The sequence below is a fragment of the Streptomyces sp. NBC_00727 genome, assembly GCF_045161745.1.
Taxonomy (GTDB): domain Bacteria; phylum Actinomycetota; class Actinomycetes; order Streptomycetales; family Streptomycetaceae; genus Streptomyces.
The window spans coordinates 3866760-3893620 of sequence record NZ_CP108981.1 but is presented as its reverse complement, the minus strand read 5'-3'; the positions used below and the strand labels follow the sequence as shown (position 1 = coordinate 3893620).

General features: G+C 71.7%; 30 protein-coding genes. 15 read left to right on the top strand and 15 right to left on the bottom strand.

Translation table 11 applies throughout. The annotated features are described in order from the left end of the window. Positions 1–111: 111 nt before the first annotated feature. Entirely contained in the window at positions 112–561 is a 450-nt protein-coding gene (gene dtd / locus OG242_RS17390) for a D-aminoacyl-tRNA deacylase (RefSeq protein WP_164638904.1), read from the top strand. Between the two features lie 6 nt (positions 562–567). On the opposite strand, the gene OG242_RS17385 is transcribed toward dtd, so the two are convergent. From OG242_RS17385 to OG242_RS17375, 3 genes are read right to left on the bottom strand one after another with little or no spacing between them, the layout of a single operon-like run. Then, complete coding sequence (locus OG242_RS17385; protein WP_405899036.1) at positions 568–1533, bottom strand: YgfZ/GcvT domain-containing protein; 966 nt, start codon at positions 1531–1533, stop codon at positions 568–570. Between the two features lie 22 nt (positions 1534–1555). Further along, positions 1556–2026 carry a Fur family transcriptional regulator gene (locus OG242_RS17380; RefSeq protein ID WP_405899035.1) on the bottom strand — a complete coding sequence of 157 codons (471 nt, stop codon included), beginning with the start codon at positions 2024–2026 and terminating at the stop codon, positions 1556–1558. 50 nt (positions 2027–2076) lie between these two features. Further along, positions 2077–2649, bottom strand: a complete 573-nt coding sequence (locus OG242_RS17375; protein WP_405899034.1) for an FABP family protein — start codon at positions 2647–2649, stop codon at positions 2077–2079. Positions 2650–3270: 621 nt separating this feature from the next. Here OG242_RS17375 and OG242_RS17370 point away from each other — a divergent pair. Further along, a complete protein-coding gene (locus tag OG242_RS17370) occupies positions 3271–4581 on the top strand; it encodes an RNA-guided endonuclease InsQ/TnpB family protein (protein WP_405899033.1) in 1311 nt (436 codons plus the stop codon). Here the strand turns inward: OG242_RS17370 and OG242_RS17365 are convergent. Further along, positions 4529–4906, bottom strand: a complete 378-nt coding sequence (locus tag OG242_RS17365) for a hypothetical protein (protein ID WP_405899032.1) — start codon at positions 4904–4906, stop codon at positions 4529–4531. The genes OG242_RS17370 and OG242_RS17365 overlap by 53 nt on opposite strands. Positions 4907–4992: 86 nt before the next feature. Between OG242_RS17365 and OG242_RS17360 the strand changes: the two genes are divergently transcribed. After that, entirely contained in the window at positions 4993–5355 is a 363-nt protein-coding gene (locus OG242_RS17360) for a DsrE family protein (RefSeq protein ID WP_405899031.1), read from the top strand. A 22-nt stretch (positions 5356–5377) separates the two neighbouring features. Here the strand turns inward: OG242_RS17360 and OG242_RS17355 are convergent, their stop codons facing one another. From OG242_RS17355 to OG242_RS17320, 8 genes are all read right to left on the bottom strand, one after another. Then, positions 5378–5698, bottom strand: coding sequence for a DUF3099 domain-containing protein (locus OG242_RS17355; protein ID WP_405899030.1), 321 nt, complete (start codon positions 5696–5698; stop codon positions 5378–5380). Positions 5699–6049: 351 nt separating this feature from the next. Beyond that, entirely contained in the window at positions 6050–6337 is a 288-nt protein-coding gene (locus tag OG242_RS17350; RefSeq protein ID WP_018519671.1) for a DUF1416 domain-containing protein, read from the bottom strand. 49 nt (positions 6338–6386) lie between these two features. Further along, positions 6387–7232: a sulfurtransferase gene (locus OG242_RS17345; protein ID WP_405899029.1), complete on the bottom strand. Its 846-nt coding sequence runs from the start codon at positions 7230–7232 to the stop codon at positions 6387–6389. 160 nt (positions 7233–7392) lie between these two features. Further along, positions 7393–7500 carry a putative leader peptide gene (locus OG242_RS17340; RefSeq protein ID WP_353961620.1) on the bottom strand — a complete coding sequence of 36 codons (108 nt, stop codon included), beginning with the start codon at positions 7498–7500 and terminating at the stop codon, positions 7393–7395. 208 nt (positions 7501–7708) lie between these two features. After that, positions 7709–8398 carry a DUF2993 domain-containing protein gene (locus tag OG242_RS17335; protein WP_405899028.1) on the bottom strand — a complete coding sequence of 230 codons (690 nt, stop codon included), beginning with the start codon at positions 8396–8398 and terminating at the stop codon, positions 7709–7711. Positions 8399–8565: 167 nt separating this feature from the next. Next, on the bottom strand, positions 8566–9882 hold the full coding sequence (locus OG242_RS17330; protein ID WP_405899027.1) for a hypothetical protein: 1317 nt from the start codon (positions 9880–9882) through the stop codon (positions 8566–8568). A 10-nt stretch (positions 9883–9892) separates the two neighbouring features. Next, positions 9893–10147: a MoaD/ThiS family protein gene (locus OG242_RS17325; RefSeq protein WP_018101657.1), complete on the bottom strand. Its 255-nt coding sequence runs from the start codon at positions 10145–10147 to the stop codon at positions 9893–9895. Positions 10148–10212: 65 nt separating this feature from the next. Beyond that, positions 10213–11097, bottom strand: coding sequence for an alpha/beta fold hydrolase (locus OG242_RS17320; protein WP_405899026.1), 885 nt, complete (start codon positions 11095–11097; stop codon positions 10213–10215). Between the two features lie 243 nt (positions 11098–11340). Here OG242_RS17320 and OG242_RS17315 point away from each other — a divergent pair, with 243 nt between their 5' ends. The 5 genes from OG242_RS17315 (at position 11341) to OG242_RS17295 (ending at position 16563) form a co-directional block, all read left to right on the top strand. Further along, positions 11341–12126, top strand: coding sequence for a response regulator transcription factor (locus OG242_RS17315; protein ID WP_405899025.1), 786 nt, complete (start codon positions 11341–11343; stop codon positions 12124–12126). Between the two features lie 24 nt (positions 12127–12150). Then, on the top strand, positions 12151–13197 hold the full coding sequence (locus OG242_RS17310) for a LacI family DNA-binding transcriptional regulator (RefSeq protein ID WP_405899024.1): 1047 nt from the start codon (positions 12151–12153) through the stop codon (positions 13195–13197). Between the two features lie 87 nt (positions 13198–13284). Then, positions 13285–14337, top strand: a complete 1053-nt coding sequence (locus tag OG242_RS17305; protein ID WP_405899023.1) for a S1C family serine protease — start codon at positions 13285–13287, stop codon at positions 14335–14337. Positions 14338–14410: 73 nt separating this feature from the next. Beyond that, positions 14411–15142 (top strand): response regulator transcription factor, encoded by a 732-nt coding sequence (locus OG242_RS17300; protein WP_405899022.1) that lies wholly within the window; start codon positions 14411–14413, stop codon positions 15140–15142. Further along, on the top strand, positions 15139–16563 hold the full coding sequence (locus OG242_RS17295; RefSeq protein ID WP_405899021.1) for an ATP-binding protein: 1425 nt from the start codon (positions 15139–15141) through the stop codon (positions 16561–16563). The genes OG242_RS17300 and OG242_RS17295 overlap by 4 nt, the downstream gene beginning before the upstream one ends. Positions 16564–16636: 73 nt before the next feature. On the opposite strand, the gene OG242_RS17290 is transcribed toward OG242_RS17295, so the two are convergent. Both OG242_RS17290 and OG242_RS17285 read right to left on the bottom strand, forming a co-directional pair. Next, on the bottom strand, positions 16637–16831 hold the full coding sequence (locus tag OG242_RS17290) for a DUF397 domain-containing protein (protein WP_405899020.1): 195 nt from the start codon (positions 16829–16831) through the stop codon (positions 16637–16639). Positions 16832–16836: 5 nt separating this feature from the next. Further along, positions 16837–17694 (bottom strand): helix-turn-helix domain-containing protein, encoded by an 858-nt coding sequence (locus tag OG242_RS17285; RefSeq protein WP_405901638.1) that lies wholly within the window; start codon positions 17692–17694, stop codon positions 16837–16839. A 247-nt stretch (positions 17695–17941) separates the two neighbouring features. Between OG242_RS17285 and OG242_RS17280 the strand changes: the two genes are divergently transcribed. From OG242_RS17280 to OG242_RS17270, 3 genes are all read left to right on the top strand, one after another. Next, positions 17942–18403 (top strand): ATP-binding protein, encoded by a 462-nt coding sequence (locus tag OG242_RS17280; protein ID WP_405899019.1) that lies wholly within the window; start codon positions 17942–17944, stop codon positions 18401–18403. Between the two features lie 239 nt (positions 18404–18642). After that, entirely contained in the window at positions 18643–19728 is a 1086-nt protein-coding gene (locus tag OG242_RS17275) for a cell wall protein (RefSeq protein ID WP_405899018.1), read from the top strand. 304 nt (positions 19729–20032) lie between these two features. Next, complete coding sequence (locus tag OG242_RS17270; protein WP_405899017.1) at positions 20033–21382, top strand: LPXTG cell wall anchor domain-containing protein; 1350 nt, start codon at positions 20033–20035, stop codon at positions 21380–21382. Between the two features lie 87 nt (positions 21383–21469). Here OG242_RS17270 and OG242_RS17265 read toward each other — a convergent pair whose 3' ends face one another. Continuing rightward, positions 21470–23347 carry a bifunctional metallophosphatase/5'-nucleotidase gene (locus tag OG242_RS17265; protein ID WP_405899016.1) on the bottom strand — a complete coding sequence of 626 codons (1878 nt, stop codon included), beginning with the start codon at positions 23345–23347 and terminating at the stop codon, positions 21470–21472. Between the two features lie 131 nt (positions 23348–23478). On the opposite strand from OG242_RS17265, the gene mshD reads away from it, so the two are divergent. The 4 genes from mshD to OG242_RS17245 all read left to right on the top strand — a co-directional run bounded on the left by mshD (position 23479) and on the right by OG242_RS17245 (position 26752). Beyond that, entirely contained in the window at positions 23479–24417 is a 939-nt protein-coding gene (gene mshD / locus OG242_RS17260; protein ID WP_405899015.1) for a mycothiol synthase, read from the top strand. Between the two features lie 90 nt (positions 24418–24507). Continuing rightward, positions 24508–24918 (top strand): GntR family transcriptional regulator, encoded by a 411-nt coding sequence (locus OG242_RS17255; RefSeq protein WP_405899014.1) that lies wholly within the window; start codon positions 24508–24510, stop codon positions 24916–24918. After that, a complete protein-coding gene (locus OG242_RS17250) occupies positions 24915–25805 on the top strand; it encodes an ABC transporter ATP-binding protein (RefSeq protein ID WP_405899013.1) in 891 nt (296 codons plus the stop codon). The genes OG242_RS17255 and OG242_RS17250 overlap by 4 nt, the downstream gene beginning before the upstream one ends. Continuing rightward, a complete protein-coding gene (locus tag OG242_RS17245; RefSeq protein WP_405899012.1) occupies positions 25802–26752 on the top strand; it encodes an ABC transporter permease in 951 nt (316 codons plus the stop codon). Before OG242_RS17250 ends, OG242_RS17245 begins: the two co-directional genes overlap by 4 nt. The last annotated feature ends 109 nt before the right edge of the window (positions 26753–26861 follow it).

Genomic DNA, 26861 nt, shown 5'->3' with positions numbered 1-26861 from the left:
GTCCATCCCCTCGACCGGTGCGTCGGCGCACCGCCTCCCGAGCATGGTGCCACTCCGAGGGCCCCAGTGAGGTTGCTCTGTACCCGTTCGGCCCAAGATAGGTTGGTCTGTATGCGTGCAGTGGTACAGAGGGTGGATGGTGCGAGCGTCACGGTGGCGGACGCCGCGGACGGCGACGGGGGTTCCCGGGTCGTCGGGGAAATAGTCGGCGAGGGCCTGTGTGTGCTGGTGGGCGTGACCCACGAGGACACCCCGGAGAAGGCGGCGCAGCTGGCCCGCAAGCTCTGGTCGGTCCGCATTCTGGAGGGCGAGAAGTCCTGCTCCGACGTGAATGCGCCGCTTCTGGTGATTTCGCAGTTCACTCTCTACGGGGACGCCCGCAAGGGCCGCCGCCCCACCTGGAACGCCGCGGCGCCCGGCGAGGTCGCCGAGCCGCTGGTCGACGAGGTGGTGGCGCGGCTGCGGGCGCTCGGGGCGACGGTGGAGACGGGCCGGTTCGGGGCGGACATGCGCGTCTCGCTCACCAACCACGGCCCGTTCACCGTCATCGTCGAGGTCTGAGGCGTCCTACGGCTCGACGACCGTCTCCTGGGCCGCCGCCGTGTCCCCGGCCAGCAGCTCCGCGTCGACCGCCACGTTCCGCTTCACCAGGGCCAGGGCGATCGGGCCCAGCTCGTGGTGGCGGGCGGACGTGGTGACGAAGCCCAGCTGGCGGCCCTCGGGCCCGTCGGACGCGAGCCGGACCGGGGTGCCCGGGCCGGGCAGGTGGACCTCGCTGCCGTCCAGGTGCAGGAAGACCAGACGGCGGGGCGGCTTGCCCAGGTTGTGCACCCGGGCGACGGTCTCCTGACCCCGGTAGCACCCCTTCTGGAGGTGCACGGCGACGCCGATCAGGCCCAGCTCGTGCGGGATGGTGCGGTGGTCGGTCTCGAAGCCGAGCCGCGGCCGGTGGCCCTCCACGCGCAGCGCCTCGTGGGCCAGCACCCCGGCGAGCGGGCCGTGCGCCGCCGCGTACGCCTCCAGGTCGGCACGCGGCAGGAACAGGTCGCGGCCGTGCGGGGTCTCGCGTACGACGGCGCCCTCCGGGACCTCGGCGATCGAGCCGGCCGGGAGGTACACCACCGCGAAGTCCTCGGTGCGGTCGGCGACCTCGACCCGGTAGAAGAACTTCATCGACTCCAGATAGGCGATGAGGTCGCTCTGCGTACCCGGTTCGACGTGCATCCACACCGTCTCGCCGTCGTCGACGAGATACAGGGCGTGCTCGATGTGCCCGTTCGCGCTGAGGATCAGGGCCTCGGTGGCCCGGCCGGGCGCGAGTTCGGTGACGTGCTGGGTGATCAGGAGGTGCAGCCAGGCCAGCCGGTCGCTCCCGGTGACGGCGACGACGCCGCGGTGCGAGAGGTCGACCAGGCCCGAACCGTCGGCGAGGGCGCGCTGCTCGCGGAACAGGTCGCCGTAGTGCGCGGCGACGCCTTCGTCGCGGCCCTCGGCGGGGACGGCGCCGGGCAGGGACAGCAGGGGGCTCTTCATGCGACCAGCGTACGACTGGATCTCAGGCCCCGGCCGCCGGTGCCGGACCGGCGGCGTCCGGACCCTTCTCCGCCGCCTTCGCCGTGCAGTCGGCGCAGCGGCCGAAGATCGCGAAGTGCTTCATGTCCGTCTCGAAGCCGAACGCGCCGCGCAGCTTCTCGGTGAACTCCTCGACGACGCCCACATCGGCCTCGATCACGTCCGTGCAGTCACGGCAGACGAGGTGGATGTGGTGGTGGCGGTCGGCCAGGTGGTACGTCGGGGCGCCGTGGCCCAGATGGGCGTGGCTGACCAGCTCCAGCTCCTCCAGGAGCTCCAGCGTCCGGTAGACCGTCGAGATGTTCACGCCCGACGCGGTCCGGCGCACCTCGGAGAGGATGTCGTCGGGTGTCGCGTGTTCGAGCGTGTCGACGGCTTCCAGGACGAGCTGGCGCTGCGGCGTCAGCCGGTAACCGCGCTGCCGGAGATCGGTCTTCCAGTCGGTGCTCACCACAGCCCCCAGTGTAGATCCGCGCCCGGCGCCCTCTTCGGGGAAGGCGACGGCTACTTGAAGAACGCGATCCCGTCGTCCGGCAGGTCGCCGAGGCTCTTGGCCATCGCCTCGACCTCCTCGGGCGTGACGGTCTTCTTCAGGTGCGCCGACATGTACGGGCGCAGCTCGACCTCGGGCGTCGCCTTCTCGCCGACCCACATCAGGTCGCTGTTCACGTACCCGTAGAGCCGCTTGCCACCGCTGTACGGGCCGGAGGCCGCGGTACGGGCCACCGCGTCGGTGACCAGGTCGATCTGCGGCTTCTTGTCGGCCAGCTCGCCGTACCAGATCTCGATGACGCCCTGGTCGCGGGCCATGACGACCTCGACCTTGCGGTCCTTGTCGATGCGCCAGTAGCCGGTCTCGGTCTCCAGCGGACGGGCCTTGTTGCCGTCGCCGTCGAGGACCCAGGAGTGCGAGGTGTACTCGAGGAAGTCGCGGCCGTCGTGGCTGAAGGTGACCTCCTGCCCGAAGTTGCACTTCTCGGCGCCCGGGAAGTCGGAGACTCCCGCGCCCACCCAGTTGCCCAGGAGGAAGGCCAGCGGGACGAGGTCCGGGTGGAGGTCGGACGGGATCTCGATCATGAGCGGCTCAGACGATCTGTGAGGCGGGAGGCGGGAAGGCCGGGAACGGGGAGGGGGTCAGCGCTGACCCTGGTACAGCTTCTTCACGGTCACGCCGGCGAAGGCGAGAACGCCGACGCAGACCAGGACCAGCAGGGCGGAGAAGAATGCCTCAAGCACGGGGGGCTCCTCGAACGAGCGGTATGGCGGCATACAGGGCCGAGCCCCAGCGTAATGGGTGGGGACCGGCCCTGCCGTCCCGGGGCGTCCGGGGCGGGTCAGCCCAGGAGCTGGTTCTGCAGGATGACCGTCTGGTGGAACGGGATCCGGGGCGTGCTGCCGGCGCCCTCGCGGGACTGCGGTCGGGTGCGCGGCCATCCGCCAGAGCTAGGTGGGAACGGTGCGGTCCCGTCGGACGTGGTTTTCGTGTACGCACCCACTCCGGTGGATGGCCGTCGCGAGGTCGGCGAGCACCAGCACGACGGGCAGGGCCGCCAGGGTTCGCCCGCCGCACCCGGCCCTTCCCTGCGGGAGCGGGCTCAGAGGCGGCGGTGGGCTCGCGACCGTGGTCTCGGGCTCGATCATGTTGGCCTTGACCTGCGCTTTCTTTCGTTGTCAGTGAGGGCTGTTACGTTGCGAATCATGGCGACGAAAGCAGCGGCAGGGCAGAGGGCTGGGCATGCCCGGTACACCTACCGGCTGCGCGTGTCGTCAACTGCGCTCGCCCGGCTGGAGGGTGAGTGGGCGCGGTGTCGGTGGGTGTGGAACGAGTGCGTGGCGATGTCCCGCAAGGTTCACGGCCTTAACCACGATGCTGCCGAAAAGATCACGTGCGGTCCGGCAGAGCTCGACAGGTTACTGACCGAGGCCCGGGCGTCGATGGCGTGGTTGCGCGCGGGCGCTTCGGTGCCGCAGCAGCAGGTCATCCGTGACTTCGCCACGTCCCGGTCCAAGGCGGTCAAGGACATCAAGGCGAAGGTGCCGGTGCGGCGGCGGGCCGGGATGCCCCGGATCAAGCGCAAGCGGGATGCGCTGTCCACACTGAACTACACCCGGCGCGGGTTCCGTCTGAAGGACGGCCGTCTCCACCTGGCGGGCGGCATCGTCCTGACGGTCGTCTGGTCTCGCGACCTGCCGTCCGTACCCTCCAGCGTGCGCATCTACCGGGACAGTCTGGGGCACTGGTACGCGTCGTTCGTCGTCACCACCGAGATCCAGTCGCTCCCCGCCACAGGGCGCGTGCTGGGTGTGGACTGGGGTGTCAGGGAAACCGCCACCACCACATCCGACGCCCACGACTTACCCCACCCCGGCCATGGGAAGAGCGCGGCGCGGAAGCTGGGGCGTTATCAGCGGATGGTGGCCCGCCGCCGCCCCGCGCGCGGGCAGGCGGCATCCAAGGGCTACCGCAACGCCCGACGGCAGGCCGCGAAGGTGCACAAGAAGGTGGTCCGGCAGCGGCAGGACACCGCCCGCAAGTGGGCCAAGGCGGTGGTCCGCGACCACGACGCGATCGCCGTCGAGGACTTCCGCCCGAAGTTCCTGGCGAAGACCAGCATGGCCCGCAAAGCTGCTGACGCGGCGATCGGCGCCACCAAGACCGCCCTGATCGAGATGAGGCGTAAGCACGCACGGGATATTCGTCTCGTGCATCCCGCGCATACCACCATGGACTGCGCGTCGTGCGGAGCGAGAACCAAGCACGCACTTCCCCTTTCGGAACGTACCTACACCTGCACCGCATGCGGAGCCGTGTCCCCGAGGGACAAGAACTCCGCCCGCGTGATGCTGGTCCGGGCTGGTCTCAACCCGGCTGGTGCCGATCGTGTAAGAGCCGGCGGACCGCAGGTCCCCGGCCAACGTGAGCCAGGAATCCCCGCCCCTCGGGGCGGGGAGGATGTCAAAGGCGCTCCAGCTGTCGCTCGGCCGGCGTCCGGATGTCCTTCTTACTGATCGGCGCGCTGTCGTAGATGTGGATGTCGACCATGACGTCGCCCCGGCTGAAGATCGCCCTGGCCTGGTAGAGAGGCAGGTACCCGGCCTTGCGCTCGGCCGGGAAGAGGTAGTAGCGGCCCTCGGCGCTGCCCTTGATCGCGGCGCCCTCGTTGCCGGCACCACGTTTGTCGGGCATGTACGAGCGCTGGTCCTCCGCCTGCGCGGCGGCAGCGTCGCCCGAGCGGAACTGCACCAGGTACACGTCGGCCGCGCGGGACTCGCCCTTCTTCCAGGACGTGCCCGCGACCCGGCGCAGGCCCTGGTCGAGGAGGTCGCTGTACATGTACTCCTCGGATTCCGTTACCCGCGCACACAACTGACCCACAGGTTCGCGGTGGGGTTGTGCGGGCGCCGATTACAGTTCCGTATATGCCGAAGAAGCTCGTGATCAAGGTGACCGCAGGTGCCGACTCCGCCGAGCGCTGCTCCCAGGCGTTCACCGTGGCGGCGGTGGCCGTCGCCAGCGGGGTGGAGGTTTCGCTCTGGCTGACCGGGGAATCCGCTTGGTTCGCCCTGCCGGGGCGCGCCGCCGAGTTCGAACTGCCGCACGCCGCGCCGCTGCCCGATCTGATCGAGTCCATCCAGGCGGGCGGCCGGATCACGCTGTGCACGCAGTGCGCGGCCCGGCGCGACATCACGGAGGGGGACGTCCTGGACGGCGTCCGGATCGCCGGGGCGCAGGTCTTCGTCAGCGAGATCATGGCCGACGGTGTGCAGGCGCTCGTCTACTGAGAGGCCCCGGGGAGCGCCGTTCTCAGCCGCGCCGCTTCCGGCCGTCCAGCTCGTCCCACCACGCGTCGGACTCCGGATCGCCGGTGGCGCCACCGGCCTTGCCGGGCCGTCGCGTCTCACCGGCCGGGGGCTCCTGCCGCCCGCCGGGCTCGTCCCACCAGCGGTCCTCCGGCCCCTTGCGGTTGCCGACCATCGCGGCGACGGGCGGGATCACCATCGCGACCACACACATCGCGATGGCGGCGGGCATCGACCAGAGCCTCACGAAGGCCCAGGCCGATACGAAGAGGACGAGGCAGACGCCCATCAGTACGAAGTAGGCGCGCCGGCGTCGGCGGTACATGAGTCCAGCGTAGGCCCGATCGGCCCGCTCGGCCGTCCGGGAAAACGGAATCCTCGTCCGGGCAGCACGAAGGGCCGTACCCGCGCCAGGCAAGCGTCCAAACCCCCTGGGGTACGGCCCTTCGGCCGGTCGTCGGCTGTCGCCGACGGCGGTGCTAGGTGCCGCGACCGGCAATGTTTGCTCCGTGAGGAGCGTCGTCCAGTGCGTGCGATCGCAAGGCGGCCGAGAGTCCTTGGATGGGGTCTCCCCTGCTCGTCAAGAGCTTGGGGAAGGAGCTACCAGAACTCTCGGCCAACGCGGCGAGCGTGCGTGCTGGGCGGCGCGACGGGGCAAAGCTTGCCGGGAGGGGCGCTAGACGGCGATGGCCACCTCGGCCAGGCCGCCGGTCTGCGCGACGACCGTGCGGTCGGCGCTGCCGCCGGGGACGAGCGCGCGGACGGTCCAGGTGCCCTCGGCCGCGTAGAAGCGGAACTGGCCGGTCGCCGAGGTCGGGACCTCGGCGGTGAACTCGCCGGTCGAGTCCAGCAGACGGACGTAGCCGGTGACGGGCTCGCCGTCGCGGGTCACGCTGCCCTGGATGGTGGTCTCACCGGGCTTGATCGTCGAAGCGTCGGGGCCGCCGGCCTTTGCTCCACACATGGTGTTCAGTCCTTCTGGTCTGGGGTCGTGCCGGTCCGGGACGTACGGGTTACTTGTTGGCGCCGAGCTCGATCGGCACGCCGACGAGGGAGCCGTACTCGGTCCACGAACCGTCGTAGTTCTTGACGTTCTCCTGGCCGAGCAGCTGGTGCAGCACGAACCAGGTGAGCGCGGAGCGCTCGCCGATGCGGCAGTAGGCGATGGTGTCCTTCGCCAGGTCGACCTGCTCGGCCTCGTAGAGGGCGCGCAGCTCGTCGTCCGACTTGAAGGTGCCGTCGTCGTTGGCGTTCTTCGACCACGGGATGTTGCGGGCGCTCGGTACGTGGCCGGGGCGCTGCGACTGCTCCTGCGGGAGGTGGGCCGGGGCGAGCAGCTTGCCGCTGAACTCGTCGGGCGACCGCACGTCGACCAGGTTCTGGGTGCCGATGGCCTTCACGACGTCGTCGCGGTAGGCGCGGATCGACTCGTCCTGCGGCTGGGCCTGGTACTGCGTGGCCGGGCGGGACGGGATCTGGTCGCCGTCGACGAGGTCGCGGGAGTCGAGCTCCCACTTCTTGCGGCCGCCGTCGAGCAGGCGGACGTCCTGGTGGCCGTAGAGCTTGAAGTACCAGAAGGCGTAGGACGCGAACCAGTTGTTGTTGCCGCCGTAGAGGACGACCGTGGTGTCGTTGCCGATGCCCTTCGCGGACAGCAGCGCCTCGAAACCGGCCTGGTCGACGAAGTCGCGGCGGACCGGGTCCTGGAGGTCCTTGGTCCAGTCGATCCGGATCGCGTTCTTGATGTGGTTCTTCTCGTACGCGGAGGTGTCCTCGTCGACCTCGACGATGGCGACCTGCGGGTCGTCGATGTGGGCCTCGACCCAGTCGGCGTCTACCAGGACGTCACTGCGGCTCATTGTGTTTCTCCTCCGGGGCAGTCTGCGGCGAGATGGTGCACGGGTCGTGCGTGATGCGGATGTGCGGGACGCGGGCCGGGCCCACGAGCACGGGCGACATGCGGGACGGCCCCGACGTGCGGTCGAAGGGCCTGGGAACGCGGGAAACCGGACGTCCCGCTCAGACAGTGCGACAGAGCATGGCGGCGACGCGGCACAGGTCCACTGCCCGCCGCTTCGTGAGATCCGCCTGGCCACCCTGGGGGAGGCCGCTAATAGAGCACTGCATGGGTCCGATCGTAGGGACGTACGGGCGGACATGTCACCGTTGTGTCGCATCCTGAGACAGGATCGTCCGCATTCCGGGACGGGCGCCGCCGCAGGTAGAGCCCGGCGCAGTCGCGCGAGGCGTCGGAGCGGTCGGGCATCTGCGGACCGGACCGGCCCGTCTCACTATGTGGCGGGGCCGCCTGCTCCCTACCCGCTCACGGGCCCGGTCATCCCGCCAGGCGCACGTCGGTGCCGGTCACCGAGATCTCCAGGCCGTCGGCGGTCGGCTGGATCTTCTCCAGCTTCAGGCCGTTCGGCAGCCCGCCGACCTCGCGCTCGAAGTCGGTCTTCTCGCGGACCAGCTTCTCCAGGCCGGGGATGCCCTCGCCAGGGACCTTGTCCGCGTGGACGCGGACCGTGTGGCCGTCGACCAGGGTGACGGTGGACAGCACGCTGCGCGTGATCGGGCGCCCCAGGATGTCGACCGACCCGGTCACCTTCACCTTGCCCTTGCCGCCGTACTCGACCGCGACGCCGTCGCTGGCTGCCTTGGTCAGGTCCTCGTACGAGATGACGGCCGTCCCGGTGGCGCGGGTAGCGGTGGCGCCGGAGAAGCCGTCGGTGAGATGCACGTCGTGCAGTTCGGCGTCCATGGTGGAGATCCGCAGCGAGCGGCCGGCGGCGTGGGTCTCGATGCCGGTGATGCTCACGTCGACCTCGTCGAGCGACGATCCGGCGACCTGGGTGAGGAACGGGAAGCCCTTGATGGAGACGTCGGTGGAGCCGATCTGCGCGCCCGGGACCTTCACCCGGTCCTCGACCTGCGACTCGGCGACGTACACCGCCACCCGGTCCACGGCGACGAACACCGCCACCAGGATCGCCAAGACGACGGCCGATATTCGCAGTGCACGCATGCCTGTCCTTCCCCACCCTGCCGTCCGTACGGACCCCCGGGGCCCGCGGGCCTCCTGTCGGCCGCACGGCACGTCCCCGCGTGATCGACGCGCGAAAGCCCCCCAACGGTTCCCCGTGGAGGGCTTCGCCATGCGCATGGAACGGTACGGATCCGAGCGGTACGGGACTACGTCAGCACGCGCCCCAGCAGATAGACGGCCGGCGCGGCCGCGGTCAGCGGCAGGGCCACACCCGCCGTCATGTGGACGAAGCGTGACGGGTAGTCATAGCTCGCCACCCGCAGCCCGATCAGCGCGCAGACCCCGGTGGCGAGGCCGAGCAGCGCCCCCTTCCCACCCAGGTCGGTGGCGGCGCCCGCCAGCGCCCCCGCCCCCGCCGCGACGGCCAGTGCCGCCACGACGGAGACCGGCCCGGGCAGCGGCAGCGCCCGTACGAGCACGGCACCGGCCACGGCGAGCGCGCCCACCGTCACCGCGTCCGGGACGGCCGCGAGGTGTCCGGCCGCCAGCACCGCGAGCGCGGCGGAGGCGACGGTGGCCATCAGGCCCTGCATCCGCTCGTCGGCCCCGGCCCGGCTGCGCAGCTGGAGGACCACCGTCAGCAGCACCCAGACGCCGAGCGTGCCGATGATCGCGGCCGGACCGTGCTCCCGCCCAGCCGCGAGGAGCGCCACATCCGCGACCAGGCCGCCGGCGAAGGCCAGCGCGATGCCCTGCCGGGCCGGCCACATGCCGTTGAGCCGGAACCAGCCCGCCGCCGTCACCGCCTGGAGCAGCACCAGCGGCACGGCCAGCGCGTACGAACCGATCGCCGCGCCGAGGGCGAGCAGCAGCCCGAGCACCGCGGTGATCGCGGCCGGCTGGATTCCCGGCGCGATGACCGGGGAACGCCCCTCGGCCCGGGCGCGCTGCGCGTCGGTGATCCGGGCGTTGCCCAGGGTGGTGGGCGCGCTGTACCCGTCGTCACCGGCCGGAGCGACGGGCGCCGGGGCGGGCGCGGGCGCGGGCTCCGCGTGGACCTCGGGCGGCAGCGGGTACGAGCCGGTGCCGGGAGCGGCGCTGTGCTGCGGCACGGGGTGGTCCCCCTGCGGCGCGGGGTGGTCCCCCTGCGGCACGGGGTGGTCCCCCTGCGGCGCGGGCCCGTCCGTCCGCCGGACCGTCGGCTGGTACTGGGTGTCCCAGGTCTGGCCCTGCCAGGTCTGGGTGGCGCCCTGGTCCGGCTGCCCGGCCGAGGTGTCCGTGTACCCCTGCCCGCCGTACGCGGGGCCCCCGTGGGAGGGATCGCCGTACGCCTGCTGCTGCGGGTACGCGTCCTGCTGCGGGTAGCCGTACTGCTGCGGCTCCTGGCCCTGCGGGTACGGGTGCTGCTGCTGCGGGTCCTGGCCCTGCGGGTACGGGTGCTGCTGCTGCGGGTCCTGTCCGTACCCGTACTGCGGCTGCTGCTCCGGCCCCGGGTAGTACGGATGCTGCTGATCGTTGCTCATGTGCTGCGGTTCACCCTCCTGCGAACGGCGGGAGCACCTCGACCGTGCCGCCCTCGGCAAGGCGTACGGTCTCATGGCTCCGGGTCCCGACGGGGTCGCCGTCGATGAGGAACGAACACCTTCGCAGGACGCTGCTCAGCTCGCCGGGGTGCCGCTCGCGCACCGCGTCGAGCGCCTCCTTGAGGGTCGCGGCGGCGTACGGCTCCTCCGCGGTCCCGGCCGCGGCCTTGGCGGCTGCCCAGTAACGGATCGTTCCCGCAGGCATGGCGGCGCTCCTTTCGTTCCGTCCGGTCGGTGCCCGTTCGGGGGACACCGGCGGCCCATCATGGTTCACCGTCGCACCGCCCAGTCGGCGATGCGGGTGAGCAAGGTCTCGTCGGCCGCGTTCTCCGCGTGCCCCATTCCGCGCTCAAGCCACAGCTCCGCCGCGTCGCCCGCGGCGGCGGCCAGCATGCGGGGGTGGTCGAGCGGGAAGTACGGGTCCCGGTCGCCGTGCACGATCAGCAGGGGCGCCGGGGCGATCAGGGCGGCGGCCGCGACCGGGGGGAGCGGGACCGGGTCCCACGCCTCGCGGTGGATGCGGGTGCGGAAGCCGTAGCGCCCGACCAGCCGGCCCGTGGGGCGGGTCACCATCCAGTGCAGGCGGCGCATCGGAGCCGTACCGCGGTAGTACCAGCGCGCCGGGGCGCTCACGGACACCACCGCGTCCGCGTGCGCATCCGTACGCGCCCCTGTGCGCCCCCCGCGCTCCGCAACGCTCCCGGCGGCCCCGCCGTCCCCGGCGCCCGCTCCCCGGCCCCCGCACAGCGCGCCGTGCCGCAGCACCACCGAGCCGCCCATCGAGAAGCCGACCGTCACCACGCGCCGGTGCCCGAGCGAGCGCGCCCAGGCGACCGCCGCCGCCAGGTCCAGCACCTCGCGGTCGCCCACCGTGGACAGCCCGCCGGACCTGCCGTGACCACGGAAGGAGAAGGTCACCACCGCCGCGTACCGGGAGAACGTGCGCACCGCCCGCCGTACCGCCGGGCGGTCCACCGAACCGGTGAATCCGTGCGCGACGACGATCACCGTGTCCGCCGCGTCATCCGCCGTACACGGGTCGTACACCGCCTCGATCCAGGTCCCGTCATCCGCCCGCAACGCGGCCCGTACCGGACCCCTCGTGACGGAGCGAACAGAGGAATCCGGAATTCTCCCCTCGGACACAGAACTCATGTGGGCTATTCTCCTGTGAAGAGGATCCGGGCAAAGCAGCCCCCGGGTCCTTTTGTGCTTTCCGGACGTTGTTACGGCGACGTTTCGACAAGCTCAGCGGGACACCAATGTACGAAGCAGAGCCGCATACTCCCCCGGGTCCGGCCCGGGAGTGCCCCTCTCGCAGGGAACGAGGAGGACCGACGTCATGGGCGAGCCAACCGTGCACGATCACCGACCGACGAACCGGGCAGGTGGGCGGCGATGAGTTCCCTGCTGCTCCTGACGAATGCCCTCCAGCCGTCCACGGAGGTGCTTCCCGCGCTCGGCCTCCTGCTGCACAGCGTGCGCGTCGCACCCGCCGAGGGCCCCGCGCTCGTCGACACCCCCGGTGCCGACGTCATCCTCGTGGACGGGCGCCGCGACCTGCCCCAGGTCCGCTCCCTGTGCCAGCTGCTGCGGTCCACCGGGCCCGGCTGTCCGCTGATCCTCGTCGTCACGGAGGGCGGGCTCGCGGCCGTCACCGCGGACTGGGGCATCGACGACGTGCTGCTGGACACGGCGGGCCCCGCCGAGGTCGAGGCGCGGCTGCGGCTGGCGACCGGCCGGCAGCAGATCACCGCCGACGACTCCCCGATGGAGATCCGCAACGGTGACCTCTCCGTCGACGAGGCGACGTACAGCGCGAAACTCAAGGGCCGGATCCTGGACCTGACCTTCAAGGAATTCGAACTGCTCAAGTACCTGGCCCAGCACCCGGGCCGGGTCTTCACCCGCGCCCAGCTGCTCCAGGAGGTCTGGGGCTACGACTACTTCGGCGGTACGCGCACGGTCGACGTGCACGTACGGCGGCTGCGCGCCAAGCTCGGCCCCGAGCACGAGTCGCTGATCGGCACCGTGCGGAACGTGGGTTACCGCTTCGTCGCTCCGGAGAAGGTCGAGCGGGCGGCGGAGGAGGCCAAGGCGGCCGCGCGAGCGGTCCCCCGTTCGGAGCAGTCTCGCATCGTGGACGTTACGGAAGAAGCCCCGGTCCGGCCCGCCAAGAGGTAGTTCCATCCGCGTAGACTGCCGCGCGTGGCCAAGGTGACGCGGGACGATGTGGCGAGACTGGCGGGGACGTCGACCGCAGTGGTCAGTTACGTCATCAACAACGGACCCCGGCCGGTCGCCCCGGCCACGCGCGAGCGGGTGCTCGCCGCGATCAAGGAGCTGGGCTACCGGCCCGACCGGGTCGCCCAGGCGATGGCCTCGCGGCGGACCGATCTCATAGGGATGATCGTGCCGGACGCCCGGCAGCCGTTCTTCGCGGAGATGGCGCACGCGGTCGAACAGGCCGCCGCCGAGCGCGGGAAAATGGTCCTCGTCGGCAACTCCGACTACCGCGACGAGCGCGAGGTCCACTATCTGCGGGCCTTCCTCGGCATGCGGGTCTCCGGCCTGATCCTCGTCAGCCAGGGCCCCAGCGAGCGCGCGGCGGCGGAGATAGAGGCGTGGGACGCCCGGGTGGTGCTGCTGCACGAGCGGCCCGAGGCGATCGACGACGTCGCGGTCGTCACGGACGACATCGGCGGCGCCCAGCTCGCCACCCGCCACCTCCTTGAGCACGGCAACGCGTACGTGGCGTGCCTCGGCGGTACGGAGGAGACCCCGGCGGTCGGCGACCCGGTCGCGGACCACGTCGAGGGCTGGCGGCGCGCGATGCACGAGTCGGGCCGCTCGACGGAGGGCCGCCTCTTCCAGGCCCCCTACAACCGCTACGACGCCTACCAGGTGGCCCTGGAGCTGCTCTCGGGCCCCGACAGGCCGCCGGCCATCTTCTGCGCGACGGACGACCAGGCCATCGGCGTGCTGCGGGCCGCGCGCGAGCTGCGCATCGACGTGCCGGGCGAGCTGGCGGTCGCGGGCTTCGACGACGTCAAGGAAGCCGGGCTGACCGATCCGCCGCTCACCACGGTCTTCTCGGACCGCCCGGCGATGGCCCGGGCGGCGGTGGACCTGGTCCTCGACGACTCGCTGCGGGTGTCGGGGTCGCGGCGGGAGCGGCTGAAGCAGTTCCCGTCGGCGCTGGTGGTCCGCCGCTCGTGCGGCTGCGGCGAGCCCGCGGGGCGAACACTCTCGTAGGCTCCTTATATCGGGCATACGAGGTTCTGCCGGGCTTCTCAGGGCGCCCTCACGCTCCTCTCATCTTGGCCGGACAGTCTCACAGACATGACAGAGAGCCAGCGCCCGAGCGGCGAGTACCCGATGTACCCCTCGTACGGCAACGGCGACGCGGCCTACCCGCCGCCGCCGTCATACCAGCCCGTCCAGCCGGTCTTCCCGGCCCCGACGGACCCCGGGCCCGCCGCCGAGCCGCCCGCCGCCCGGCGCCGGGTCCGCAGGCCGGTCGCGCTCCTCGCGGCGGTGGCCATCGCGGCCGCGATCGTCGGCGGCGGCACCGCCACCGTTATCGGTCAGCTCACGGACGACGGCACCGCGACCACCGCCGGGGGCGGCGTCGTCCCGGGCACCACCGTCTCGCAGAGCAGCAAGGGCACGGTGGCCGGTGTGGCCGCGGCCCTCTCGCCCACCATCGTGGAGATCGGCGCGACCTCCACGGCCGGCCAGTCGACCGGGTCCGGGGTGGTCATCACGTCGGACGGCGAGATCGTCACCAACAACCACGTCGTCGCGGGCGCCTCCCAGATCAAGGTCACCCTGAGCACCGGCAAGACGTACACCGCCGACGTCGTCGGCACCGACGCCGACAAGGACCTCGCGCTGATCAAGCTCCAGGGCGCGAGCGGCCTGAAGACCGCGACCCTGGGCGACTCCTCCAAGGTCGCCGTCGGCGACGAGGTCGTCGCGATCGGCTCGCCCGAGGGCCTGACCGGCACCGTCACCAGCGGCATCGTCTCCGCGCTCGACCGGGACGTCACCGTCGCCAAGGACGGCGACAGCGGCCAGGAGCAGGAGCAGCAGGGCGGCGGCCGCCAGTGGCCCTTCGAGTTCGGCGGCCAGCAGTTCAACGGCGACACCGGCGAGTCCACCACCACGTACAAGGCCCTCCAGACCGACGCCTCGCTCAACCCGGGCAACTCCGGCGGCGCGCTGATCAACATGGACGGCGAGATCATCGGCATCAACTCGGCCATGTACTCGGCGAGCTCGGCGAGCGGTGGCAGCAGCTCCACCGCGGGCAGCGTCGGCCTCGGCTTCGCGATCCCGGTCAACACCCTGAAGGCCGACCTCGACACCCTGCGCGCCGGCAACGGCTCCTGAAGCGTGCCGGGCTGAGAAACTGGGGCCCGCCGCGCCCCGGCCCCGTACCGAATGAGAAGAGGACGAGACAGCGATGAGCCCCGCCGATGACGATCCGCAGCGCATCCTGATCGTCGACGACGAGCCCGCCGTGCGCGAGGCCCTGCAGCGCAGCCTCGCCTTCGAGGGGTACGGCACCGAGGTGGCCGTCGACGGACTCGACGCGCTCGCCAAGGCGGAGTCGTACGCCCCCGACCTCATCGTCCTGGACATCCAGATGCCCCGCATGGACGGCCTGACCGCCGCGCGCCGCATCCGCTCCACGGGCACCACCACGCCCATCCTGATGCTCACGGCCCGGGACACCGTCGGCGACCGCGTCACCGGACTCGACGCGGGCGCCGACGACTACCTGGTCAAGCCGTTCGAGCTGGACGAGCTGTTCGCCCGCATCCGCGCGCTGCTGCGCCGCAGCTCGTACGCGGCGGCCTCGGGCGGCCCCGTCCCCGACGACAACGTGCTCTCCTTCGCGGACCTGCGCATGGACCTGGCGACTCGCGAGGTCATGCGCGGCGACCGGCGCGTGGAGCTGACCCGTACCGAATTCACCCTCCTGGAGATGTTCCTCGCGCACCCGCGCCAGGTCCTGACCCGCGAGCAGATCCTCAAGGCCGTGTGGGGCTTCGACTTCGAGCCGAGCTCCAACTCCCTGGACGTCTACGTGATGTACCTGCGCCGCAAGACGGAGGCCGGCGGCGAACCGCGCCTCGTCCACACGGTCCGGGGCGTGGGGTACGCGCTGCGCGCGGGCGGGGGCGAGGGGTGACGGGGCCGCTGCACCGGTTCCGCGCGCTTGCGCTCCGCTCCCGGCTCGCGCTGCTGGTCGCCACGGCGGTGGCGGTGGCGGTGGCGGGGGTGGCGGTGGCTTGCTGGTTCGTGACGCGGGAGCAGTTGGAGGGCCGGCAGGACGAGGCGCTGCGCAACACGTCGGTCGACGAGCGCTACCTCACCAGCCTGTACGGATACTGCCTGGGAACCGGCCAGCAGCTCCCCCGCACCGATTCCGGTCTCACCGTCCAGCTCATCGATGCCCAGGGCACGGTCTGCATCGATCGGTCCTACGCGGCGCTTCCGGTGACCAAGGCGGACTTGGCGGTGGTCAACCGGGAGCAGCTCACGGCACTGCACTCCGCAACCACCAAGGGCGGGGTGAACATGCGCGTGTTCACCAAGCAGGCCGAGGTGAAACAGCCCGGTCGGCCGGCCCTGGAGCTCGGCGTCTCCTTCGCACGCCCCATGAGCGAGATCGACAAACCCCTCTCCACCCTCGCCTGGGTCCTCCTCCTCGTCTCCGGCATCGGCGTAATCGGCGCAGGCGCCGCCGGCCTCTGGGTCGCCCGTTCCGGCCTGCGCCCCGTCGACGAGCTCACCGAGGCCGTGGAGCACGTGGCCCGGACCGAGGACCTGACCGTCCGCATTCCCGTCGAGGGCGAGGACGAGATCGCCCGCCTGTCCCGGTCCTTCAACTCGATGACCGCCTCCCTCGCCACCTCCCGCGACCGGCAGGCGCAGCTCATCGCGGACGCGGGCCACGAGCTGCGCACCCCGCTCACCTCGCTGCGAACCAACATCGAGCTGCTGGCCCGCAGCGACGACACCGGCCGGGCCATCCCGCCGGACGACCGCAGGGCGCTGATGTCCTCGGTCAAGGCGCAGATGACGGAGCTGGCCGCGCTCATCGGCGACCTCCAGGAACTGGCCCGCCCGGACGCCGCCCAGCCGGGCCCGCTCCAGGTGGTGGCCCTGCACGACATCACCCGCGCCGCGCTCCACCGCGCCCGGCTGCGCGGCCCCGAGCTGACGATCACGGAGGACCTGGCCCCCTGGTACGTACGCACCGAACCGGCGGCCCTCGAACGGGCGATCGTCAACGTCCTGGACAACGCGGTGAAGTTCAGCCCGTCCGGCTCCACGATCGACGTGGTGCTGCACCGGGGCCGGCTCACGGTCCGGGACCACGGCCCCGGCATCCCCGCCGACGAACTCCCCCACGTCTTCGAACGCTTCTGGCGCTCCCCGTCCGCCCGCCAGCTCCCGGGCTCCGGCCTGGGCCTGTCCATCGTGGCCCGTACGGTCCAGCAGTCGGGCGGCGACATCACCCTGTCCCCGGCCCGGGGCGGCGGCACGGAGGCGGTGATCAACCTCCCGGGAGCACCGCAGCCGCCGCCGGACGGGGCGCAAGAGTAATCGGACTCCACAGCCTGCTCCGGTGACCACCCCTCCCGGGGCAGGTCGCGTGGAGATCCCGGCCGGTCACCGGTCAGCCCAGGTCATCGAACTCGCCCTCCTTCGCACCGCCGAGGAACGCGCGGAGCTTGGCCGGGGTCGTGCGGATGACCGTGTCCGGGTTGTCGCTCTCGCGGAGGAGTATCTCGCCGTCGTGGGCGGCGAGTTCGAGGCAGTTATTGCCGTCGGCTCCCGACGACTTCGATGACTTGCGCCACTGGATTTCCATGATCCTCACACCCTCACGCTCTGCGCGACTTCGCGGATGAAGTCCCGCGATTTCTCCGGATCGAGGGACAGCCTCTCGACCCGGTCCAGCGCGGCCCGGTAGTTCACGAGGCGGACCTCGGCGTCGATGAACGCGGGCCCCGTCGCCGTGTCGGTCTGCACGGTGTCGAGCTGCGGGACCGGGCCGTGGACGTATTGTGTCGAACTGCCGACCTCCGGGAAACCACCGGCCGCGAACGGGATCACCCGGACCATGACGTTGTCGCGCTCCGACTCCTGCAACAGGTGGCGGAGTTGCCCCAGCGCGACACCGGCTCCGCCGTACGTCATCCGCAACGCGGCCTCATGAACCAGGAACGTACACGTCGGCGCCCCCACACCGTCCAGCACATCGCGGCGCCTCAGTCGGTGCGAAAGCAGGCAACGGAGGCGTTCCGGATTCGGAGTCGGCACCGCCTCCGCGAACACAGCTCGGGCGTACTCCTCGTTCTGCAACAGCCCCGGCATATACATGATCTGCACCGAACGGATGGCCGTGGCGTGATGCTCCAACTCCGCCAAGTCCAGGGCGCCATCGGCCAGCTCACCGCGGTAGTGCTCCCACCATCCGCTCATACGTTCCGCAGCCATGGCAGCAAGGGCGTCGACGTACGCGGCGTCCGGGCACTCGTAGCTGTCGGCCCAGGCCCGCACGCGCTGAGGACTCACCCCGAAGCGTCCGGACTCGGAGTTACTGATGACGGTGCGGTCCGCTCCCACCCGCTCTGCAGCCTGAGCCAACGTCAGGCCTGCATGCTCCCTGATTCTGCGCAGCTCGGAGCCCAGGCGGCGCTTCCGCACCGTGAGCAACTTCCTTGGCGGCATCAAGCCCTCCCCGCAACGAGTCTCAGCGTTAACCGCACCCAAACGACCTGAGGCTCGTTAACGAAAATATCTGAGGCAGTACCACTAGTTATACGCCGAACGCCTTCGCGAGTCACCGCGTAGCGCCCCGACGACCTGAAGTACCCCTGTGTCAGCGTCCCTTGTGGGACGCACCCGAACTCCACGGACACCACCAGGGACAACGAGCAGCGCGCCGGTTCGAAGCGCACTATCCAGAGAGAACGCCATGACCAGCGCAAACGCCACCGCACCACACCCTCAAAACGGCGAGAGCTACCGGCTCTCCCTGCCCAACACCGCGCGCTCGGCCGCGATCGCCCGCGACTTCGCCACCTCGCTGCTCACCGGCAGCCCGCACGGCGGCATCGTCGACGACGCCCGGCTCTGCGTCACCGAGGTGGTGACCAACGCCCACCGCCACACCCGCACTTCGCTGATCGGCGTCCATGTGACCGTGGACCCGGAGCACGTGACCTTCGCCGTCTCCGACGACAGGCCCTGGACCGTGCCCCCGGGGGCCGGTCCACTCCGTGGGAGGCCGAGCGGCGGCGAGCGGGAGGGCGGGTGGGGGCTCTTCCTCCTGGAGGAGCTTGCCTCGGCATGGGGTTCCGACGTCTGCGGATGCTGCGACCCGCGCCACAAGACCGTGTGGTTCACGTTCGCCGCGCAGGCGGGTGTCTCCGCCTGACGCCCCTCCGCGCGCCGGGCTGAGACCGGCGCGCGGCAGTCCACGCCCCCCGACCCACCGGCAGGCCCGCCCGGCCCGCCCCGCTCCGACGGAACCTGATGCGCCGCACCACCGGCGCGGCCCCGCGCCGCGCTCCTTCGCCATGCCCGCAACCGGCGTGGACGCCCGTCCCCCGTAACGCGCAGGAGGTCGACACGACCGCTGCCCGGCATGCCCGGCCGCACGCGTGGCTGCCCGCCGTGACGTGGCTGATCAGCGCCGCTCTGCACCCCCGCGCGACCGCGACCACCCTGGCCGTGGCCCGGGATCTCGCGGCCCGGATGGACTACCGGCTGGGATTCGTGCTGTACGACCTCGAAGGCACGGCCGCCCGGTGCGGGGTGTCGACCGCGACGGTGAAGCGGCATGTCCGGGTCCTGCGTGAACTGGGCGCCCTGGCGTGGCGCCGACACGGCACGAAGCGGAACCTTCGGCTCCCGGGCCGCCGGTACACAGCCACGGCCACGATCTACGCGGCGACGGTCCCGGCCGCGTACGACGACGCGATGGGGCACCGGCTCGACGGCGCCGGGTACCGGGCCCGGGTGGCCGGAGTGACGGACGAGGGGCGAGCGCTCGCGGTGAAGGCCGCAGCCCGGCAGCATCCACAGTCTGTGGACAACGGGCGGCGGGGTAAGCGTAGTTGTGCCGGGCCTGCACCCCATTCTTCTGGGCGCCACCACGACGTACCTGTCTTGGATCCGGACGGGCGCTTCAACTACACCTCGCGCGTACCCGCACCGCGCGCGAGGGCGACCGCGCGCAGGAGGCCGGTGAGCGGCCGGGGGCCGGCACGACGGAGGCCGGCACAAGTGGCCCGTGACATCGCCCTCGCACGGCAGGTCCGGCCGCTCGTCGGCTGGGTTCAGCCGGAAGGACTGCGCCGTCTGGCGTTCGCGCTGCGCCCGCTGATCGACCGGGGCCTGGAGGCCCGCGACATCGCCGCCGAACTTCTCGGGATGGCGGTCACCTGGCGTCCCGGGCGACCGGCCGCGTACATCGCCGCCGCTCTCGCCCGGGACCGGGCCGCGCCCCCGGAGGACGAACCACGGGCCGACCCCGCCTCCCACCAGGAGTGGCAGCGGTGGCTGAACAGCCGCCGGACCGACACCCCGGCGCGTACGGACGACGACCGCCGCCACGCGCGGCTCTACGCGTGGGACCGGTGGTACGAGGTGGCCGCCCACTACACCGACGATCCCGACGACGCCCTGGACCTCTACGGGGCACGGCTGTGCGGCTACGCCGTCTCTCGTGCCGCACGCGCCACCGGCTCATCGGCATGACGCGGAAGGGGGCACGGCACGGGCAGGGTCTGTCAGGTGGCTCCCGGGCTCCGGCCTGGGCCTGTCCATCGCCACCCTCGCGTGATGTTCGACACAGGGAAATCGGTCGGCCCGAGGGCAACTGCACCCTTTCGCGATGTCTGTCCTCGCCCGGTGGGGGCGAGGCGGCCGACGCTGCGAACATATCTCCCGGCCGTGTCCGACCGGACTCATACGCTCTTCACAGCCGCACGCGTGAACAAACCGCTGTGGCCCGCACGTCCCCAGAACTTTTCGGTTCTCCGGAACGACACCAAGGGATCATGTGAAGATTCGCCGCGTACTCGCGACCGCCGTGGCCGTCGCCGTCACCACCCCCGCCGCGCTCCTCTCTGTCACCCCGGCCTTCGCCGACTCCAAGCCGGCTGCGGAGGCCCAGGCCAAGCCGACGATCGAGGAACTCGAGAAGGCCGCCGCCGAGGCGCAGAAGGCCTATGACAAGGCCGTCGCCGCGCAGAAGGCCGGTTACGAGGTGCTGGAGGCCGCCCTGTCCCCCGAGGCCCCCCTCGCCGCGGCGGCCACGGCCGCCCGTCAGAAGGCCAAGGACGCCGCTGCCGCCAAGACCGCCGCCGACCAGGCCGTCACCGACGCCAAGGCCGCGCTCGCCGCACTGCCCGACACCGCGACCGACGCCGAGCGGACCAAGGCCGAGAAGGCCGTCACCGACGCCGAGACCGCGGCCGCCACCGCGGCGACCGCGAAGGCCGACGCCGACACCAAGGCCACGGAGGCCGGCACCGCCTCCGACGACGCCCGCGTCGCCGCCGCCCGCGCCTACAGCGTGCTGCAGAAGGCCGTGGCCGACGCGCTCGCCGTCAAGACGGCCGCCGACGAGGCACTGGCCAAGGCCCGTGAGGAGGAGGGCGGTCCGGACTGCGTGCCCGCGAACCTCCGCGCCACCGTGACCGGCCTGCCCTCCTCGGTCGTCGCCGGCACGAGCGCCACCTTCTCGCTGAGCGTGAAGAACGGCACCACGCAGACGCTCGACGCGGTCACCACGTACGCGTACGTCCACACCACCGACGCGAGCGGCCTCAAGACCACCGACGGGTACATGCGTCTCCAGTGGTCCACCGCCGCGTCGCCGAAGTGGCACGCCGTCGCCAAGGACCACCGCATCGGCCTCGGTGCGCTGAAGGCGGGCGCGCAGACCGACGTCAAGCTCCGTCTCACCGCAGACGCCAAGGCTCCGGCCGGCAACGGCGTCGTCCTCACGTCGGCCGAGTACGTCAACAAGGACGGCTCCTGCGGCGGCGCCCCCGGCATGGACACGACCGCCTTCACGGTCAAGGCCGCGGGCTCGGGGACCGGCACGACCGGCGGCACCGGCACAGGCACAGGCACAGGCACAGGCACCGGAGGCTCCACCGGTGACGCGGGCTCCACCGGCACCTCCGGCACGACCGGGTCCACCGGGTCCACCGGCTCGACCGGCTCCTCCGGGCAGCAGGCGCAGGGCTCGGCGGCCGACGACGCGTCCACCGGCGGCGGGCTCGCCTCCACGGGCTCGTCCGACGCCACCGTCCCGCTCGGCATCGCGGGCGCCGCGGCTGTGGCGCTCGGCGGGGCGGCCGTGTTCGTCGTCCGCCGCCGCCGGGCCGGCGCGGAGGCCTGAGCAAGCGTGTAGGCAGCAGAAGGGGGAGGGGCTGCGGACCGGTTCGACCGGTCCGCGGCCCCTCCCCCTTCTGCTGCGCTGCTATCGCTACCGCACGACCGTGATCCGGTCCGTCGCCGGCGGGGCCAGCGGCGCCGAGGCCGTGGAGTGCGCGGCCAGGTAGGCGTTGAACAGGTCCAGGTCGGAGGCGCCGACCAGCTTGTTGGTGCCCGCGCCGAGCGCCGCGAAGCCGTCACCGCCGCCCGCCAGGAACTCGTTCATCGCGACGCGGTACGTCTTGCCCGGGTCGATCGCCTCGCCGTTCAGCGCAATCGTGTCCGTGACGACACGGGCCGCGCCGGACTTCGTCATGTCCAGCGTGTAGGTGAGGCCCTTCGAGACCTGGAGGATCTTCGGGCTGGCCTCGTTGGAGCCGCTGACCTGCTGCTGAAGGGCGCTGACGAGCTGCGCGCCGGTCAGGTCGACGACGTTCATCATGTTGGTGAACGGCTGCACGGTGAACGCCTCGCCGTACGTGACGACGCCGTCGCCCTCACTGCCGGACGCCTTGTGCACCAGGTCCGCGCGGATGCCGCCCGGGTTCATGAAGGCGACGACCGCCCCGCCCTTGTCCGCCGGGGCCAGGCCCTCCAGCTGGGCGTCGGCGATCAGGTCGCCGAGCGGCTTCTCCAGGGCCGTGGAGCCGCGGCCGTTGATGTCCGCCGAGATGTAGCCCTGCGGCCGGTTCGAGATCGGCGCCGCGAGGGTGTTCCAGCGGGCGATCAGGTCCGTCATGTCCTTGGCCGGCGTCTGGTCCCGGCTGACGAGGTGGTTCGCGGAGACCGGGTTCGAGGGGGTGGAGCCGTGGTGCTTGGAACCCTTCTTGCTGCTCCCCTTCACCGCCGTACGCACGATGTCGCCGGTGCGGCGGTCGTACGTGAGCGTCGTGTCCGTGTACAGCCGGCCGAACGAGGCGGCCGACGTGACCAGGCGCGGGTTGCCCGCCGGGTCCGGGATGGTGCAGACGTACGCCTGGTGGGTGTGGCCCGTGACCAGCGCGTCGACCTTCGGCGTGATGCCCTTGGCGATGTCCGTGATCGGCCCGGAGATGCCGTCACCGGCGCCGGGGCTGTCGCAGTCGTAGTTGTACGACGCCGAGGCGGGCGCGCCGCCCTCGTGGATGAGCGCGACGATCGACTTCACGCCCTGGCGGTCCAGCTCCTTGGCGTACTTGTTGATCGTCTCGACCTCGTCGTGGAACTTCAGTCCCTTGACGCCGTTGGCCGTCACGATGTTCGGCGTGCCCTCCAGGGTCACCCCGATGAAGCCGATCTTGACGCCGTTCTTCTTCCACACCGTGTACGGCTTGAGGATCGGCTTCCCGGTCTTCTCGGCCGTCACATTCGCCGCGAGGTACGGGAAGTCGGCGCCCTCGAACTTCTTGCCCTTCTCGTAGCACCCCTCGACCGGGTGGCAGCCGCCGTTCTGGAGGCGGGCCAGCTCGACGGCGCCCTCGTCGAACTCGTGGTTGCCGACGCTCGTCACGTCGAGGTCGATCTTGTTGAGCGCCTCGATGGTCGGCTCGTCGTGGAAGAGCCCCGACAGCAGCGGGCTCGCGCCGACCATGTCGCCGCCGGCCGCGGTGATCGAGTACGGGTGGCCCTTGCGGGCGGTGCGCAGCGAGGAGGCGAGGTACTCGACGCCTCCGGCCGGGATCGCCTTCGTCGTGCCGTCGGCCTGCGTCTCGGTGACCGTACCGGCCGAACCGGCCGGCGGCTCCAGGTTGCCGTGCAGGTCGTTGAAGGACAGCAGCTGTACGTCGACGGTACGGGCCGGCGTGTGGTGCCCGTGGCCGTGGTCGTGCCCGTGGCCACGCCCGTGGGCGCCGGAGGGCACGGCGGCGACCAGCGCGCCCACGGTGGCGAGACCGGCCGCGGCGGCGAGCACCCGCCGGGACGCGCGGTTCTTCTGCGGAGTCGCTGACATCGGTCCCCTTGTGAATTCAGCGGGTGAAGTACGAGCCGCAGCCTAGAGTCAACGCGCGTAGCGCGACAGATGTACGGGGTTACGAACTGGTTGCCAACCGGTGCGGGCCGGAGACGCTTACGCTCGGACACATGACGACAGACGTACCCCTCCCCGCCCCCGGACGCGAGATCCAGACGCTCGACACCCTCTCCCCCGACCAGGCCGCGGCCGTCTCCGACCTGCTCGCCGAGGCCGCGCGGTCCGACGGCCGGCAGGCCGTATCGGAGCAGGGCCGTCTGCAGCTGCGGGGCGGACAGCGGGACGGCGTACGGCACTTCCTGCTGTCCACCGGAGGCGTGCTCGCCGGGTACGCGCAGCTGGAGGACACCGACCCCGTGGAGGCGCCGGCCGCCGAGCTGGTCGTCCACCCATCGCACCGGGGCCACGGCCACGGCCGCGCGCTCGGGGCCGCCCTGCTCGCCGCCACCGGGAAGCGGCTGCGGGTGTGGGCGCACGGCGGGAAGGCCGCGGCGCGCCACCTCGCCCAGGTCCTCGGCCTCTCCCTGTTCCGGGAACTGCGCCAGCTGCGCCGCCCGTTGAACCCGCTGAACCTCGCCGAGCCGGTCCTCCCCCCGGGCGTCACCGTCCGCGCCTTCGTCCCGGGCGAGGACGACGCCGCCTGGCTCGCGGTGAACCGCGCGGCCTTCGCCCACCACCCCGAGCAGGGCTCGCTGACCCAGCGCGACCTGGACGACCGCAAGGCGGAGCCCTGGTTCGACCCGAAGGGCTTCTTCCTGGCCGAGCGGGAGGACGGCGCGGGCGGCACGGAGCTGATCGGCTTCCACTGGACGAAGGTGCACGCCCAGGAGCAGCTCGGCGAGGTGTACGTGGTCGGCATCCGGCCCGACGCGCAGGGCGGCGGCCTCGGCAAGGCCCTCACCGCGATCGGCCTGCGCCACCTGGCCGCCGAGGGGCTGCCGACGGCGATGCTCTACGTCGACGCGGACAACCCGGCGGCCCTCGCCGTGTACGAGCGCATGGGCTTCGTGACGCACGAGGTCGACCTGATGTACCGCACGGAGTCCTGACCCCTCCTCAACTCCATCCGGGGCGGCGCCGCTTGACGCCGCCCCGTTCTTACGTCACCCTTTCACTACTCAATTAGTGAAAGGGTGAAGATGGCAGAGTCCGCGGCAGTCGAGTTCCGCATCGACCGGCGCAGCGGCGTCGCCACGTACCTCCAGATCGTCCAGCAGACCAAACAGGCCCTGCGCCTGGGACTGCTGGAGCCCGGCGACCGGCTGCCCACCGCCCGCGAGGTGGTCGAGGCCACCGCGATCAACCCGAACACCGTGCTCAAGGCGTACCGCGAGCTGGAACGCGAAGGGCTCGTCGAGGGCCGCCGCGGGCTCGGCACCTTCGTCACCGGGACGCTCGGCGGCGCGGCGGCCGCCGACGACTCCCCGCTGCGCGCCGAACTCACCGCCTGGGCGGGCAGGGCACGGGCCGCCGGTCTCGACCGGGACGACGTGAGCGCGCTCTTCACCGCCGTACTGGACAGCACATTCGAGGGGGACCAGGACCGATGACAGGAACAGCGCTGGAGGCCGACGGCCTCGGCATGAGATACCGGGGCAGGCGGGGCGGCTGGGCGCTGCGCGGCTGCGCGTTCCGGCTCCCGGCCGGCGCGGTCTGCGCGCTCGTCGGCCCCAACGGCGCCGGCAAGTCCACCCTGCTCGCCCTGGCGGCCGGCTTCCTGCGGCCGGCCGAGGGAACGATCCGGGTGCTGGGAACGACGCCCGGCGAAGCCCGTGCCCGGATGGCGTACGTGGCCCAGGACAAGCCGCTCTACCCGCAGTTGACGGTCACCGAGACGCTCTGGGCGGGCGCCGAACTGAACCCCGGCCGCTGGGACCAGGACGCGGCCGGCCGCGTCGCCGAGCCGCTGCCTGCGAACGCCAAGGTCCGCGAGCTGTCCGGCGGCCAGCGCACCCGCCTCGCCCTCGCCCTCGCACTGGGCAAACGGGCCGAACTCCTGCTCCTCGACGAGCCGATGGCCGACCTCGACCCCCTCGCCCGCCACCAGCTGATGGGCGTCCTGATGGCCGAGGCCGCAGAGCACCGGACCACCATCGTGATGTCCTCGCACATCCTCGGCGAACTGGAGGGCGCCTGCGACTACCTGCTCCTCGTCGACGGCGGCCGCGTCCGCCTCGGCGGCGAGACGGATGACCTGCTCGCCGCCCACGCCCTGCTCACGGGCCCCGTCCGCGACCTGGCCCCGCACACGGTGGTGGAGTCCCGCACCGCGGGCCGCGCGCTCACGGCGCTGGTCCGCCCGGAAGGCGCGGTGGACCCCGCCTGGGACACGGCCGAGCCCTCCCTGGAGGAACTGCTGCTCGCCCACCTGCGCTCCCCGGAGGCCCCCGCGCTGCTCACCCCGAGCGCGACGATCCGCGAGGCGGTGGCGGCATGAGCGCGCTGAGTCTGCGGAGCCCGGAGCGGGTCGTCGTACGGATGCAGCGGCGTTCCCTGTGGGCGGGCGGCGCACTCGTGGTCCTGGGTATCGCCTTCGTCATCGGGCTACGGATATGGGTCGCCTCCTCGCCAGAGAACTGCGCCGACGGCGACACCACGCGCTGCGGCGACGGCACCTACCTGCCCACCTACGCCCGCACCGCGACCCAGACCTATCTGTCGGGCGGGGGGACCGCCCTCCTGGTGCTCTCCGTGCTCATCGGAGTCTTCGTCGCGGGCCCGCTGATCGCCCGCGAGCTGGAGAGCGGCGCGTTCCGCTTCGCCTGGGCCCAATCGGTTTCCCCCGCCCGCTGGCTCGCGGCCCGGCTCGTCCTGCCGGCGCTCCTGGCGACCGCCGGCACGGCCGTCCTGGTGCTCGTCTACCGGTGGGCCCGGTCGGGCGTCCTCGGTGAGGCGCCCACCGAGCTCGGCTGGTCCGAGAACGGTGTCTACCCCGCCCTCGGCCCTGTATCCCTCGCCTACGCCCTGTTCGCCGTGGCCGTCGGCGCCCTGTGCGCCGTCCTCGTACGCCGCACGCTCCCGGCCATGGCCCTCACGGCCGTCGTCCTGGGCACGGTCATGTACGGCTTCGGCAAGCGCCGCTACGAGCTCTGGCCCACGGTTCGCGGCCTCGGCGACACCCCCTGGCCGGGCGGCAGCGCCTGGAACATCGAGTCGGGCATGCTCACCTCCTCCGGCAAGGAGCTGTACTGGAAGGACTGCTTCACGCGGGACACCGTGGGTCCGGACTGCCTGCGGGACCAGGGCGGGGTCACCGGCTTCGTCGACTACCACCCCACCTCCCATTTCTGGCCCCTCCAGCTCGCCGAAACCGGCATCCTGCTCCTCCTCGCCGCAGCCGCAACCGCCCTCGCCTTCCGGGTCCTGCGCCGCTACCACGCCTGAGGCGTTCCAAACCCGCCCGGGGCCCCGGCCCCGGGCGGGACCGCCACACACGGTCACCCACCGCTTCCCGCACGTCATGTCGTCGTAACCGGGCATTCAGACGGCCTTG